This window comes from Subdoligranulum sp. APC924/74 (genome assembly GCF_003324125.1).
Classification (GTDB): Bacteria; Bacillota; Clostridia; order Oscillospirales; family Ruminococcaceae; genus Gemmiger; species Gemmiger qucibialis.
On record NZ_PSQF01000034.1, the window covers coordinates 14738 to 28662 of the forward strand.

12 protein-coding genes are annotated in these 13925 nt (G+C 59.2%); all 12 read right to left on the reverse strand.

The annotated features are described in order from the left end of the window. Positions 1–993 (reverse strand): hypothetical protein, encoded by a 993-nt coding sequence (locus tag C4885_RS09350; RefSeq protein ID WP_114000074.1) that lies wholly within the window; start codon positions 991–993, stop codon positions 1–3. Between the two features lie 6 nt (positions 994–999). Continuing rightward, the gene (locus C4885_RS09355; protein WP_114000075.1) at positions 1000–3309 is read right to left on the reverse strand and encodes an ATP-dependent Clp protease ATP-binding subunit; all 2310 of its coding nucleotides are present in this window, start codon (positions 3307–3309) and stop codon (positions 1000–1002) included. Positions 3310–3459: 150 nt separating this feature from the next. Next, positions 3460–4131: a CvpA family protein gene (locus tag C4885_RS09360; protein ID WP_158538858.1), complete on the reverse strand. Its 672-nt coding sequence runs from the start codon at positions 4129–4131 to the stop codon at positions 3460–3462. A gap of 32 nt (positions 4132–4163) precedes the next feature. After that, positions 4164–5513 carry a DUF5711 family protein gene (locus C4885_RS09365; RefSeq protein ID WP_114000077.1) on the reverse strand — a complete coding sequence of 450 codons (1350 nt, stop codon included), beginning with the start codon at positions 5511–5513 and terminating at the stop codon, positions 4164–4166. A gap of 222 nt (positions 5514–5735) precedes the next feature. Beyond that, positions 5736–6500 carry a tRNA pseudouridine(38-40) synthase TruA gene (truA, locus tag C4885_RS09370; RefSeq protein ID WP_114000078.1) on the reverse strand — a complete coding sequence of 255 codons (765 nt, stop codon included), beginning with the start codon at positions 6498–6500 and terminating at the stop codon, positions 5736–5738. A gap of 145 nt (positions 6501–6645) precedes the next feature. After that, the gene (locus C4885_RS09375) at positions 6646–7461 is read right to left on the reverse strand and encodes an energy-coupling factor transporter transmembrane protein EcfT (RefSeq protein WP_114000079.1); all 816 of its coding nucleotides are present in this window, start codon (positions 7459–7461) and stop codon (positions 6646–6648) included. Then, complete coding sequence (locus C4885_RS09380; RefSeq protein WP_114000080.1) at positions 7461–8381, reverse strand: energy-coupling factor transporter ATPase; 921 nt, start codon at positions 8379–8381, stop codon at positions 7461–7463. The genes C4885_RS09375 and C4885_RS09380 overlap by 1 nt, the downstream gene beginning before the upstream one ends. Positions 8382–8545: 164 nt before the next feature. Continuing rightward, entirely contained in the window at positions 8546–9385 is an 840-nt protein-coding gene (locus C4885_RS09385; protein ID WP_114000081.1) for an energy-coupling factor transporter ATPase, read from the reverse strand. A 357-nt stretch (positions 9386–9742) separates the two neighbouring features. Then, positions 9743–10606, reverse strand: a complete 864-nt coding sequence (locus C4885_RS09390) for a class I SAM-dependent methyltransferase (protein WP_114000082.1) — start codon at positions 10604–10606, stop codon at positions 9743–9745. Next, positions 10606–11976, reverse strand: coding sequence for a phosphoglucosamine mutase (gene glmM / locus C4885_RS09395; protein ID WP_114000083.1), 1371 nt, complete (start codon positions 11974–11976; stop codon positions 10606–10608). Before glmM ends, C4885_RS09390 begins: the two co-directional genes overlap by 1 nt. Positions 11977–12120: 144 nt before the next feature. Further along, the gene (ruvB, locus tag C4885_RS09400) at positions 12121–13197 is read right to left on the reverse strand and encodes a Holliday junction branch migration DNA helicase RuvB (RefSeq protein ID WP_114000084.1); all 1077 of its coding nucleotides are present in this window, start codon (positions 13195–13197) and stop codon (positions 12121–12123) included. Between the two features lie 13 nt (positions 13198–13210). After that, the gene (ruvA, locus tag C4885_RS09405; RefSeq protein WP_114000085.1) at positions 13211–13816 is read right to left on the reverse strand and encodes a Holliday junction branch migration protein RuvA; all 606 of its coding nucleotides are present in this window, start codon (positions 13814–13816) and stop codon (positions 13211–13213) included. Positions 13817–13925: the final 109 nt, after the last annotated feature.

The window sequence follows — 13925 nt, forward strand, 5'->3', positions numbered from 1 at the left end:
TCAGGTTGCTTCATCGCTTGCGGTCCAGTTCTGGCCTGCGCCGTTGCTGAACACACCGGGCGGGTCCTGCGTTGCCGCCGGGAACTGCTCGCTTCCGGGGAAGCTGTCCACCAGCCCCAGGCGGTAGGCCGTCAGCGGGCAGAGCGTTTTTTCGATATGGTCATAGCTGATGCCGTTATCGCTGTTGTAGGTGTAATACATAATAGCATCCGGCCAGGTGTTCAGCACATACTGCGCCAGCGGCTGGGTCACAAACGTATCCCGGCTGCCGACGTAAAGGTCTGCCGCACCAAACAGATGCAGGATCTCGTGGGCATACACGGTGGGGCTGTTGTAGGTTTTCTCCCCCGCATAGGAATCATAGAGATAAAGACAGCTGAATTCATTCAGGTAATTACCGCCATCCTCCAGATAATGCAGAATGGAGTAGGAAGCCCCCTCCACCGGCAGAAAGATCAGGTAGCCAATGCTTGCCGTGCCGTATTGCTGCTGGATGAATTCCACATCCACCTGTGCGGTCAGGGTATCCACATCGTCATAGAACGCTGTGCCGGTGGTGGTATCTTCCGTCAGACCGGCTTTGTAAGCGGCAAAGGTGCTCAGATTGTTTTCGCCGGTATCGTAATAGATTTTCGGCTGGGCGTTATAGGTCTGCGCCTGCTGGGTGATCCAGTCCACCGCCACGGCAAGGTTCTGCCGCGTCTGGGCCAGGGCTTCCTCGGTCCAGGGGTTGGCGTCGTCCTGCAGATAAATGCTGTACAGCACGCTGGGCCATGCCAGCAGCCCGCAGCTGCCGTACACCTGCTGTAAATCTTGCTGTTGGGCTGGGGTCTGGGTGGGGGTTGGGCTGGGGGCCACGGTGGGCTGGGGGCTGGTTTCGATATGGGGGATCGTTGCCTGTGCGGGTGCGGCAGGCTGTGCCGCGCACCCGGCCAGCAGGCAGAGCCCCATGGCAAGGGCGGCAAGGTGGAGCAATACGCGCGGCTTTTTCATTCGCGCTTACTCCGGCAGCACCAGCTGCGGCTTGCCGTCAGCATCCGCTGCCAGGGTCACGGTCTGACCACCGGTCAGGCGGCCCGCCACAATGGCTTCGGCCACGGGGTCCTCCAGCGTTTTGCGGATGGTCTTGCGCAGTTCACGCGCACCAAAACGGGTGGATGTTTCGTTCACGATGGCTGCCAGTGCCTGCGGGGTATATTCCAGCTTCAGGCCGCGGGCTTCCAGGCCGGGCTTGTACTCGTCCAGCATCAGGGCAGCGATCTTTTCCAGGTCGGCCTGTTCCAGCGGGCGGAAGGTGATCACTTCATCCACACGGCCCAGGAACTCCGGCCGCAGGAACTCCTGCAGCGCTTTCATGCTCTTTTCGCGGCTGACCTGCTCTTCGGTGCGGCCAAAGCCAGTCAGGGCGGTGCGGTCCGAAGAGCCGGCGTTGGAGGTCATGCAGATCACGGTATTGGAAAAATCCACCGTGCGGCCCTGGGCATCGTTGATCTTGCCCTCGTCCAGGATCTGCAGCAGGATGTTCATCACATCGGGGTGGGCCTTTTCGATTTCATCAAACAGGACCACGCTGTAAGGATGGCGGCGCACTTTTTCGGTCAGCTGGCCGGCTTCATCATAACCCACATAGCCCGGAGGGGAACCGATCAGACGGGACACCGCGTACTTTTCCATATACTCACTCATGTCAATGGAGATCAGCGGGTCCACGGTATCAAACAGCTGATTGGCCAGCTGCTTGACCAGCTCGGTTTTGCCCACGCCGGTGGGGCCGACAAAGATAAAGCTTGCCGGGCGGTGGCGGCCAGACAGGTCTGCCCGCGCACGCTTAACGGCCAGCGCTACGCTGTGCACAGCTTCGTCCTGGCCGATGATATGCTCTTTCAGGGCATCTTCCAGCCCCATCAGGCGGCCATACTCGGTCTCTTTGATTTTAACCGCCGGAATGCCGGTCCACAGCTCCACAACCTGGGCCACATCGTCCGCCGTTACCTGGATATCGGCCACGCGCAGCTCCAGCGCGGGCAGCTTTTGGCGCAGCTGGGCCAGCTCGGTCTTGGTTTTGGCCAGTTCCTCGTAATCAATAGCGGTATCGCCCTGCTTTTCGGGGTCGGGGTTTTCCAGGTCATGCTCTTTGGTTTCCAGCTCTGCCACCTGCTTTTGCAGGTTCAGGAACTCGGTAATTTCAGGGTGGCGCAGGTTGCAACAGGCGCAGGATTCATCCAGCAGGTCAATCGCCTTATCCGGCAGGTAGCGGTCGGTGATATACCGTTCCGACAGGTGTACCACATCCGCCACGATGGAATCGGGCACACGCACGCAGTGGTACTTTTCGTAATAACCTTTTACGCCGCGGATAACCGCAATGGCATCATTGATGGAGGGTTCTTCCACCTTGACGGGCTGGAAGCGGCGCTCCAGCGCAGAATCTTTTTCAATAAACTTGCGGTACTCGGCAAAGGTCGTTGCGCCGATAACCTGGATCTGCCCGCGGGACAGGGCCGGTTTCATGATGTTGGCGGCGTTCATGGCGCCGTCCGAATCCCCGGCGCCGACAATGTTGTGGATCTCGTCAATGAACAAGATCACATTGCCGGCGGCCTTGATTTCAGAAAGCAGGCCCTTGACGCGCTGTTCAAACTGGCCGCGGAACTGGGTGCCTGCCACAAGGGCCGTCAGGTCCAGCAGGTAGATCTCTTTATCCTGTAAGCGGGCGGGCACTTTGCCTTCGGCAATGCGCTGGGCAATACCCTCGGCAATGGCGGTTTTGCCAACGCCGGCTTCACCGATCAGGCAGGGGTTGTTTTTCTGGCGGCGGCACAGAATCTGCACCGTGCGGTATACCTCACGGTCACGGCCAATGATGGCATCCAGCTTGCCGTCCTTGGCTTTCTGGGTCAGGTTTTCGCAGTAGGTGTCCAGGTATTTGCGCTGGCCGCGGCCACGCTGTTTTTTGGACTTTTCGCCCTTCTCCTCAGCCTTGGGGGTTCCGCCAAAGCCAAAGGGGAACACCGGCGAACCGCCGGGCACAAAATCATCCCCGGTATCGTCGGGGTTCTGCATATCGCCGTCCATCATGGGCATCATGGCGCCGCTTTCCTGCGCTTGCTGCATCAGGTCGGCCATGTGCTCTTCCATGCTGGCCAGCTGGTCATCGGTCATATTAAACCGCTTCATCAAATCATCCACAGGCTGAATATGCAGCTCCCGCGCGCAGGTCAGGCAGTAGCCTTCCTGCACCGGTTTGCCGTTTTCCAGCCGCTGCACAAACACAACCGCCTGTCTTTTTTTACAGCGGGTACATAACATATGGTTCACCTCTCTATGGGGTATTCGATTGGATCGGGAATGCCGAAACGCGCACACAACATGCGTTTTCAGAACTTTTCCCATGTACTATTATCCCCCACCCCACTGATATTTGCAAGAGGGGCGGGGGGAATGTTCAGATATTGTTAATCAATAGCGGGTCAAAAACGGGTTCAGGTTTGCCAAAAGTCCATAGATCACGCTTCGGTTCAGGGTGGCTGTGGTCAAAAATTCCAGCTTGCCGCCGGTCAGGTTTGCCGCCACCCACAGCAGAATGGACCAGATCCAGCAGTTCAGCAAACCGCTGACAAAGCCGAACGCAAAGCCCAGGATTCGATTCAGTCCACCGATGAGCGGGATGGCGTTGATGCCGCGCAGCACCCGCCCCAGCATCCGGCAGAGCACCCGCACCACGATCCAGACCGACAAAAACACAACGGCCTGAATAACCGGCAGAAACAGCGGTTCCAGCGCATTGACCACCTGCGGCACCGCATTGCTGGACGCCGCACTGACGGTATCGATCAGCTTTTGCTGGATCGACTGCGGCAGAAAGGTCAGCGCATGGATTGCCTGGGCCAGATCTCCGCCGGTCTTTTCCAGCGTGTCAGCCACAACATCGGTAACGTGGCTGGCAACATATTTATCATAAATGCCGCCGGCCCAAACGCGGGTGCCGTAAGTGCCGCCGATAATGCCCGCCACGGAGCCGATAAGGCTCACCAGTCCGGAGGCAAAACCGCGGCGGCGGCCGGCTTCGGCCGCGCCCAGCACCAGCAAAAGAAAAATCACATCATAAACAATGCCAATATACTGTGTCATAACTCTACCATACTTTCCCATGCCGCACAGCATTATTCGTGCGGCGCATTCAGAACCTCTACCGTGCCGGAAATAAATACCAGTGTTTCGCGGGCGTTGATGACCGCCTGCGGTGCCGCACCATAATCCCGGCTCCAATTATGGGTGCCGTCATAGCCATAGCTTTCCACGCCGGACGCTGTCAGCAGATAGACCGCCGTTGCGGTACTGCTGACGCTTTTGGCCTGCCCGGCGGCAACGCTCGCCAGCTGGTTGAGCGAATCATCCAGCGTGACCAGGGTATCGCCGCCGCGCACCGCCAGCAGCAGCGCCGTGCTGCGCCCGCCGATGGACACGCTTTGCAGGGTGGCCCCGCCATAATCATAGCGGGCACTCTCGGTGCCATCGCTCACGTTGATGATGGCGGCATAGGTATCAAAAACAGCCAGCACGCGGCTGCTGCTGATCCATTTCAGCTTCAGGATCACGCTGCCGGTATCCGCCACATAAAACGGCCCGGCAGTATCCGAATTGGTGTTCATCATGCGCACGGTAGTGCGCAGCTGGCCGTCCCTCGCGGCCACCGTTGCCGCGGCAAAGCGGTGGTTATCCGTGGCAAAAGACAATGCAATGGGGGTGCCGTCGGTGCTGGTCAGCTTCCAGGTAAAGGGGTCCCCGCTGAAAGAAGCATCGTACACCATCACTTCCGCCGCATAGCGGTCAGACTCCGTCACCACGGCCAGGGTGCCGTTCTGCGCCATTTCGCACAGCATAATGGCGTTATTAAAGCTTTTGGCGTACAGCTGGCGGGTGCGGCTCTGCACCGTCAGTTCCTTGCCTGCGCGGTTATACAGCACAAAGCGGGTGTTGCCCACGGCCAGCGCCGGGCGGGCATAGCCGGGCTGGATGGTGCGGATCTTTGCGCCGTAAGCGGAATAGACCGCCACATCCTCATTATCCATCTCCACAAAACCGCCCGCCAGGGGTTCCACCTGGGTCGGCGTGCGGATGCCGGTGTTGGCGGGCCAACCCGCCCCGGCGCGGTTGAGATACAGCGAGATGGAATCCGTCATATCCCCCAGCATGGCAATGGATGTACCCAGCAGGCCGCTGCCCACCGCCATAACGGCGGCAATAATCAGCACCACCAGAACAACGGCAATGCGCCTGCGGCGCTGGCGGCGGCGCAGAATAGGGCTGATGGGCCGCAGCGTTGCCGCCGGTGCCGCAGCTGCGCCTTGCTCTTTGGGCGGCAGGGTGCTGGGTGCGCTACGCTCCGGCGCCGGGCGTTCCCGTTCCGGCTGCTGTTTGGAAGCAGGCGGCGGGGTTGGCGGGGCTTCGCCCCGTTCCCGCGCCAACATACGGCGGCGGCGTTCCAGCCGCTCTTTTTCTTCACGGTTCAAGGGCTTCGCCTCCTTCCCGTCTTGTTGTGTTACTCATTTAGGGCAATACCGCATAATTCCCGCCTAACGGCCCAAGCACCGCTCCGGCGGCTGCGGCACGGCATCTGCGTTGCCAAAATGCTCGATAAGACATCCAGTATTATCTGCGCTTTTGGCTTGGCATCTGCCGCACCTCGCTCGCCGTATCGGCACTTAGAATTATGCGGTATTGCCTTAGTTGTTTCAGTCGTTCGGGCGCTCTAAATCCGGGTACTGCACATCCCACAAAAACAGCCCCCTGGCGGGCAGCGTGGGGCCGGCCTGGCCGCGGTTCCTGCTTTGCAGCAGAGCGGGCACAGCGGCCGGATTCATTTTGCCAAGGCCCGCCTGCAGCACCGTACCGGCCAGAATGCGCACCATGTTGTACAGGTAGCCGTCCGCTGTTACGGACAGGGTATACAGCTCGCCATCCTGCTGCACGGTGCAGGCGGTGATGGTGCGCACCGTATCGCCGTGGGCTGCGGCTGAAGAACCCGAAGCGCACAGCGCCAAAAAGTCATGCCTGCCAACAAAATGGGCAGCCGCCGCCTGCATGGCGGCAAGGTCCAGCGGGCCGTTGACCCGGTGGCAGGTCTCATAATCAAAGGGATCATCCACCGCGCTGCACCGCAGGCGGTAGTGGTAGGTTTTGGCGTGGGCGGCATAGCGGGCGTGGAAATCATCCGGCACCTGCTGCGCTGCCAGTGCCCGCACATCCATGGGCAGGCGGGCGTTCAACGCCAGCGGGATGCGCTGCACCGGGATGCGGCCATCATAATGGAAGTTCAGGGCAAACCGCCGGGCATGCACCCCGGCATCGGTGCGGGAACAGCCCTTTACATCGGGCCAGGTGCCGAACACGCTCTGCATAGCATCCTGCACCACCGCACACACCGTAACCCCATTGGGCTGCACCTGAAACCCCGAATAATTTGTGCCCTTGTAGGCAAGCCAGAGGAGAATATTCATGGGACACCTTTTGAGTTAGGAGGTAGGAGTTTTTGGTGTGCGCTGGCGCGCACATTTTGAATATCAGCTTTTCCCCTATTCCAAAATTGCGGCGCAAACCGCACCTTCAATTCCTAACTCCTACTTCCTAACTCCTAACTAAATTTCAGATTCCCGCCATGAGCCAGCGGGTGGAGAGGATGACGGCGAGGCAGAGGGTGAGAACAACGGCGCATTTTACGTCCAGCGCGCCGAACTTGAGCACCTTCAGGCGTGTGCGGCCCTCGCCGCCGTGGTAGCAGCGGCATTCCATGGCCATGGCAAGCTCGTCCGCACGGCGGAACGCGCTGATGAACAGGGGGATCAGCACCGGCACCAATGCCTTGATGCGGTCCATGAACTTGCCGTTATCCAGCATTGCGCCGCGGGCTTTCTGGGCGTTCATGATCTTTTCGGTCTCATCGATCAGCAGCGGGATAAACCGCAGGGCGATCGTCATCATCATGGCAAGCTCATGCACCGGCAGGTGCAGCTTGGCAAAGGGTTTCAGCAGCGCTTCAATGGCATCCGTCAGCACAATGGGGCTGGTGGTGTAGGTCAACAGGCTGGTGCCGGCGATCAATGCCACAATGCGCACCGCCATCAGCACCGCATAGCTCACCCCCTCGCGGTAGATGTGGATAAAGCCAAAGTGTACCAGCGGTTCGCCCTCGCCGGTGATAAAGAACAGGTTGAGTACCGCGGTGAACAGCACAATGGGAACGATCGGCTTTAAGCTCTTGACGATCAGCTTGATGGGAATCTGCGCCACTTTGTACAGCAGGGCCAGCAGCGCCAGCGAAAGCGCAATGCCCAGCGGGTTGGACGCCATAAACAGCACAATGATGTAGGCAATGGTGGCAATAATTTTTAAGCGCGGGTCGCAGCGGTGCACCACCGAGTTGCCGGGGAAGTGCTGGCCAATGGTAATATCACGCAGCATCAGTCAGCGCCCCCTTCCTGTACGGTTTTGTGGTTCTGCGGCAGCGGAACGGCCTTGTCCGGGTGTTTGGCGTTCCAGGCTTTCAGCACGGTTTTGACCGCATAGGGCACGGTGTACACATCCGTGTCGATCTCCATGCCCATTGCTTTCAGCATCAAAAACACCTGGGTGACCTGCGGAACGGAAAGCCCCAGTTCCAGCAGCTCCGGTGCGCGGGCAAAGACCTTTTCCACCGTGTCATACATGGCCACTTTCGCCTTGCTCATCACCAGCACGCGGTTGGCATAGCGGGCGATATCTTCCATTGAGTGGCTGACCAGAATGACCGTGATGCCGGTCTGCTCGTGGTAGTTGCGGATCTGGCTCAGGATGGTATCGCGGCCTTCGGGGTCAAGGCCTGCTGCGGGTTCGTCCAGCACCAGGATCTTGGGCTCCATGGCCATAACGCCCGCAATGGCAACGCGGCGCTTTTGCCCGCCGGAAAGTTCAAACGGGCTTTTTTGCAGCAGCGCTTCATCCAGGCCAACAAACTCTGCCGCGCGCTTGACGCGGCGGGTGATCTCTTCTTCATCCAGGCCCATGTTGCGCGGGCCATAGGCGATATCCTTCCAGCAGGTTTCTTCAAACAGCTGGTATTCCGGGTACTGCATGACCAGCCCCACAAGGAAGCGGAAATCCCGCAGGTTTTCGCCCTCCGCCCACATATCGCGGCCATCAATAATGATCTTGCCGCTGGTGGGGCGGTTCAGGCCGTTGAAATGGGCGATCAGTGTGGATTTGCCGGACCCGGTCGAGCCCATCACACCGACAAAATCACCTTTTTCAATCGAGAAGCTCACATCATCCAGCGCTGCGGTTTCGTCCGGCATACCGGCGTTATACACATAGCGCAGATGTTCCACTTTAATGATCTCTGACACGTTACATTCCTTCCCGCACGGTACCGCCCCGGTCCCTCTTTTGCCGGGTGCAGTCCGTGCCTTTTCTGGTTGGGGAAAATTGGTTGTTTGGGTTTCCTCGCAGAAGCGGCGGGGGCGGGTGCCCCCGCCCTACAAGGGTGTTGCCGCCCAAAAGGCACGGCATTTTATTTCAGCAGGTCAAAAATGGCCTTGGCGCATTCTTCGGGGGTAATGATGTTTTCCGGCATAGGCAGGCCGGCGGCGGCCAGTTCATCCCGCAGCTCGGTGGCCTGGGGTACATCCAGGTGGTAGCCATGCAGCCGCCTGGTCTGGCTGAACACCTGTTCGGGGGTGCCCTCCATCACAATGCGTCCGCGGCTCATGACCAATATGCGGTCGGCCTGGGCGGCTTCCTCCATATAGTGGGTAATGGACACAATGGAAATGCCTGCATCCCGCAGGTTGCGGATGGTTTTCATTACCTGGGCGCGGCCGCGGGGGTCCAGCATGGCAGTGGATTCATCCAGAATCAGGCAGTCCGGCCGCATGGCAATCACGCCCGCAATGGCAACGCGCTGCTTTTGACCGCCGGAAAGCTTGTGCGGCGCTTTATTGCGCTGTTCATAGATCCCCGCCAGCTTCATGGCGTCATCCACGCGGGTGCGCATTTCCCCGGTGGGCACGCCAAGGTTTTCCAGCGCAAAGGCAACGTCCTCTTCCACCACGGTGGCAACGATCTGGTTGTCCGGGTTCTGGAACACCATGCCCACTTTCTGGCGAATGTCGTACAGCTTTTCATCGGTGCGGGTGTCCATATCCTCCACCAGCACAGTGCCGCTTTCCGGCAGCAGAATGGCGTTAAAATGCTTGGCCAGGGTCGATTTACCGCAGCCGTTGGCACCCAGCACAGCCACAAACTCGCCGCGATGTACTTCCATCGACACCCCGTCCACAGCAAAGTTCGGCTGCTCCGTATCATACCGGAACCGCACATCCTGCGCCTGTAAAATATCGTTTTCTTTCATGTGGTATCCCCTATTCTGAATAATAGTGTGATCCAAAATTTTTAGTTAGGAGGTAGGAGTGAGGAGGTAGGAGTTGAAAGGAGCTAAGGCAATACCGCATAATTCTAAGTGCCGATACGGCGAGCGAGGTGCGGCAGCTGCTAAGCCAAAAGCGCAAATAATACTTTGTGGCAACGCAGATGCCGTGCCGCAGCCGCCGGAGCGGTGCTTAAGCCGTTAGGCGGGAATTGTGCGGTGTTGCCCTAAAGTTCATCCTGCAAGGTTAGCGGGCGCACAATGTGCGCCCCTACGGAGCATTGCAATTTTAATTGCTCATTCCTAATTCCTAATTAACTCCTAACTCCTACTTCCTAACTCTCATTCTTCCCACACTGCGGTAGCGCCGCAGGGCACTACGCCGCCGGTGGCGGTTACGGGCAGGCCGATCTCATCGCAGCTGGTATGGCCGCCCACCTTGGGGCAGAGGGTGGTTTTGAGCACATACTCCATAACCGCCGGGCTCAGGCCCTCGGTGTAGGAGTTGATGGCAAAGAACAGCGGCTTATCGCTGAGCACCTGTTCCGTCAGGGTGATGAGGTCATAGACGTTATCTTCCAGCTTCCAGATCTCACCGTTGGGGCCGCGGCCATAGCTGGGCGGGTCCATGATAACGGCGTCATAGCGGCTGCCGCGGCGGATCTCGCGCTGCACAAACTTGGCACAGTCATCCACGATCCAGCGGCAGGGGCGGTCGGCCAGGCTGCTGGCCTGGGCGTTTTCCCGTGCCCAGGCTACCATGCCTTTGGAAGCATCCACATGGGTCACGCTGGCACCGGCGGCCAGGCAGGCCAGTGTTGCGCCACCGGTGTAGCCGAACAGGTTGAGCACCTTGACGGGACGGTCGGCTGCCTTGATCTTTTCCTGGTACCAGGCCCAGTTCACAGCCTGCTCCGGGAAGACGCCGGTATGCTTAAAGCCGGTGGGGCTGACGATCAGCGTCAGATCCTGCCATTTGATGTTCCACTTCTGGGGCAGCTTTTTGTGGTAGTCCCACTGGCCGCCGCCCTTGGCGGAACGGTAATAGATGGCGTCTGCCCTGGCCCACAGGGGGCTGACTTCCTCGTTTTTCCAGATGATCTGCGGGTCGGGGCGGATGAGCAGCGTTTTGCCCCAGCGTTCCAGGCGGTTATGATTCGTTGCGTCGATCAGCTCGTAATCGACCCAGGTATCGGCGGGGCGCATCAGCACACCCCCGGAATACGCTGGCGGATCATATCGGCAATGCGCTCTGCGCTGGACTGGATGGCTTCCATATCCTCGCCTTCCACCATCACGCGGATCTTGGGCTCGGTGCCGGAAACACGCACCAGCACGCGGCCCATGCCCATCAGGTTCTGCTGCTGGCTCTCAATAAAGCCGGCAATGTATTCATCTTCTTTATAAGCCTGCTTCTGCTCCTTGTCGGCAGTCAGGTTGATGAGCACCTGTGGGAACTTGGTGTAAACGGCGTTCAGCTCGCTCATCTTGGTACCCTCTTCGCGGTGCTTGCGGGCCAGCAGCTTCAGCAGCTTGCCTGCGGTCAACTCGCCGTCGCCGGTGGTGGAGTGGTGCAGGAAAATAACATGGCCGCTCTGCTCGCCGCCGATGGCATAACCGCGGGCGCGCATCTCTTCCAGCACGTAGCGGTCGCCTACAGCGGTGCGGGCGGTGTCAATGCCAATGGACTGCATATACTTCATAAAGCCCAGGTTGGACATAACCGTCACCACGGCGGTATTTCCGTCCAGGCGGCCGCGGTCTTTCATATCCTTGGCAACCAGCGCAATGATCTTGTCGCCGTCGATCTCTGCGCCCTTTTCATCGCAGGCCAAGCAGCGGTCTGCATCGCCGTCAAAGGCAATGCCGCAGTCAAAGCCGCCTTCCACGACCTTCTTTTCCAGCCGGTCCAGGTGGGTGGAGCCGCAGCCATCGTTGACGGAAACGCCGTCATCCAGCGTGCCGATAAAGCTGCACTGGCAGCCCAGGCGGGGGAACAGTTTCTGCGCCACCTTGGCAGAAGCACCATTGGCGCAGTCAAACAGCACATTCAGGCCGGAAAGATCTGCATCAATGTGCTGCTCCAGAGCATCCACATAGTCATCCACAGCGGTATCCAGGCGGTGAACGCGGCCGATCTCGGCACCATCACAGATCTTGATATCCTCGCAGTTTTTGAAGATATGAGCCTCAATGCGGTTTTCTACTTCATCGGGCAGCTTGTAGCCATCGCCCTTGAAAATCTTGATGCCGTTGAACTCCATCGGGTTGTGGGACGCGGAGATCACAATACCGGCGTCTGCGCCGTATTTGCGCACCAGATAGGCCACGCCGGGGGTGGGGATCACACCCAGCAGGTCAACGTCTGCGCCAACGCTGCACAAACCGGCAGCCAGGGTGCATTCCAGCATATCGCCGGAAACACGGGTATCTTTGCCAATCAGAATACGGGGACGGTGGCCATCCAGACTGGTCAGCTCTGCGGCAGTTGCGCGGCCGATCTGCAGGGCCAATTCACAAGTCAGGTCTTTGCCCGCCACACCGCGGACACCATCGGTACCAAACAATTTACCCATATCGTCAAGTCCTTTCCATCTATCAAAGTCAACACATTGAACTATAATGAATAAAGAATAATTTTGGTGGACCGCGGTGCTGCGCACCGCTCAAAATAAGGCCTGCGGCCCTGCCCTGCCAAAAAACTCCTAACTCCTACCTGTTTAATACATTCTCTGCTGCCCATCCACCTCGTCGGCGTCTTCGGCGCGCAGGTGTTTGGGGACGGGCATGTTCAGATGCTCATAGGCCAGGCGGGTCACGCAGCGGCCGCGGGGGGTGCGGGTCAGCATACCCATCTGCATCAGGTAGGGTTCGCACACATCTTCCAGTGTTACACTTTCCTCACCAAGGTTGGCCGCCAGGGTATCCAGGCCCACCGGACCGCCGCCGTACAGCTCAATGATGGCACGCAGCACGCTACGGTCCAGTTCATCCAGACCCAGCTCGTCAATATCCATCTGGCGGCGGGCTGCCACAGCAGTGGGGCCGTCGATTGCCCCATCGCCCTCCACGGTGGCAAAGTCACGCACGCGCTTGAGCAGGCGGTTTGCAATACGCGGGGTGCCGCGGGCGCATTTGGCCAGCTCCAGCGCACCGGGGCGGTCGATGGGGATATTCAAAATGCCCGCGCTGCGCATGATGATGGTAGCCAGTTCATCCGGGCTGTAGGGTTCCAGCTTGAGCAGAATGCCAAAGCGGTCACGCAGGGGCCCGGTCAGCTGGCCCGCGCGGGTGGTTGCGCCCACCAGGGTGAACCGCGGCAGGTTGATGCGGATGCTTTGGGCGCTGGGGCCCTTGCCGATCATGATATCCAGCGCGTAATCCTCCAGTGCGGGGTACAGCACTTCTTCTACCTGGCGGGAAAGGCGATGGATCTCATCAATGAACAGGATATCACCCTCCTGCAAATTGGTCAGCAGAGCGGCAAGATCGCCGGGCTTTTCGATGGCCGGGCCGGAGGTAATGCGGATCTGCACGCCCATCTCCTGCGCCACAATGCCGGCCAACGTTGTTTTGCCAAGGCCCGGCGGGCCGTACAGCAGAATATGGTCCATCGGTTCCCCGCGCTGCTGGGCAGCGCGCAGGTAAATGCGCAGATTGTTTTTGGCCTTTTCCTGACCGATATAATCATCCAGCGTTTTGGGGCGCAGGCTGACTTCCTCGGCGGCATCGGCCGGGGCGGCGTCCGGGCTGACCAGGCGGCTGGGATCCACCGTATATTCCGTGTTTTGGCTCATTCAGGTCACTCCTTTACGCACGCGAAAGCCCGCGCAGTGCAATTTTGATAATATCCTGCACCGGCAGGGTTTCGTCAATGCGGGCCACAGCCGCAGCAGCATCCGAGGTGTTGTACCCCAGCGCCACCAGCGCGGCCACAGCCTGGGCGGGTGCGCTGGACGGAGCCGGCGCTGCTGCGGCGGCCCCGCCGCCAAAGCCAGTGCCATCCGCCAGGCCCTTGCCCACTTTGTCTTTCAGTTCCAGAGCAATACGCTGGGCCAGTTTGGGGCCAACGCCGTTCGCCTTGGTAAACGCCTTGTGGTCCCCGCTGGACGCCGCCAGTGCCACACGCTCCGGCGTCATGATGGACAAAATGGCCAGCCCGGCCTTGGGGCCAACGCCGCTCACGCTGGTCAGCATCTTAAAGCAGCTGCGCTGCTCCTCGGTGGCAAAGCCGTACAGCGAAACATCGTTTTCGGTCACGTTCATCACAGTATACACCGTGCCTTCCCGCCCGGGGGCAGGCAGGCTTTCGGCTGTGGTCAAGGGCACCTGCACCGCATAGCCCACACCAGCGCAGCTGATGACCACGGTATCCAGTGTTTTCTTTAAGATTTTTCCGGTCAGCGAATAAATCATCGTTCGTTCCTATTTCTTATCCAAGATATATCTAAGGCAATACCGCATAATTCTAAGTGCCGATACGGCGAGCGAGGTGCGGCAGATGCCAAGCCAAAAGCGCAGATAA

Bases quoted from the DNA above. Each gene is read 5' to 3' on its own strand.
- C4885_RS09350 (WP_114000074.1), bottom strand. From the start codon at position 993: ATGAAAAAGCCGCGCGTATTGCTCCACCTTGCCGCCCTTGCCATGGGG.
- C4885_RS09355 (WP_114000075.1), bottom strand. From the start codon at position 3,309: ATGTTATGTACCCGCTGTAAAAAAAGACAGGCGGTTGTGTTTGTGCAG.
- C4885_RS09360 (WP_158538858.1), bottom strand. From the start codon at position 4,131: ATGACACAGTATATTGGCATTGTTTATGATGTGATTTTTCTTTTGCTG.
- truA (WP_114000078.1), bottom strand. From the start codon at position 6,500: ATGAATATTCTCCTCTGGCTTGCCTACAAGGGCACAAATTATTCGGGG.
- C4885_RS09375 (WP_114000079.1), bottom strand. From the start codon at position 7,461: ATGCTGCGTGATATTACCATTGGCCAGCACTTCCCCGGCAACTCGGTG.
- C4885_RS09385 (WP_114000081.1), bottom strand. From the start codon at position 9,385: ATGAAAGAAAACGATATTTTACAGGCGCAGGATGTGCGGTTCCGGTAT.
- C4885_RS09390 (WP_114000082.1), bottom strand. From the start codon at position 10,606: ATGCGCCCCGCCGATACCTGGGTCGATTACGAGCTGATCGACGCAACG.
- glmM (WP_114000083.1), bottom strand. From the start codon at position 11,976: ATGGGTAAATTGTTTGGTACCGATGGTGTCCGCGGTGTGGCGGGCAAA.
- ruvB (WP_114000084.1), bottom strand. From the start codon at position 13,197: ATGAGCCAAAACACGGAATATACGGTGGATCCCAGCCGCCTGGTCAGC.
- ruvA (WP_114000085.1), bottom strand. From the start codon at position 13,816: ATGATTTATTCGCTGACCGGAAAAATCTTAAAGAAAACACTGGATACC.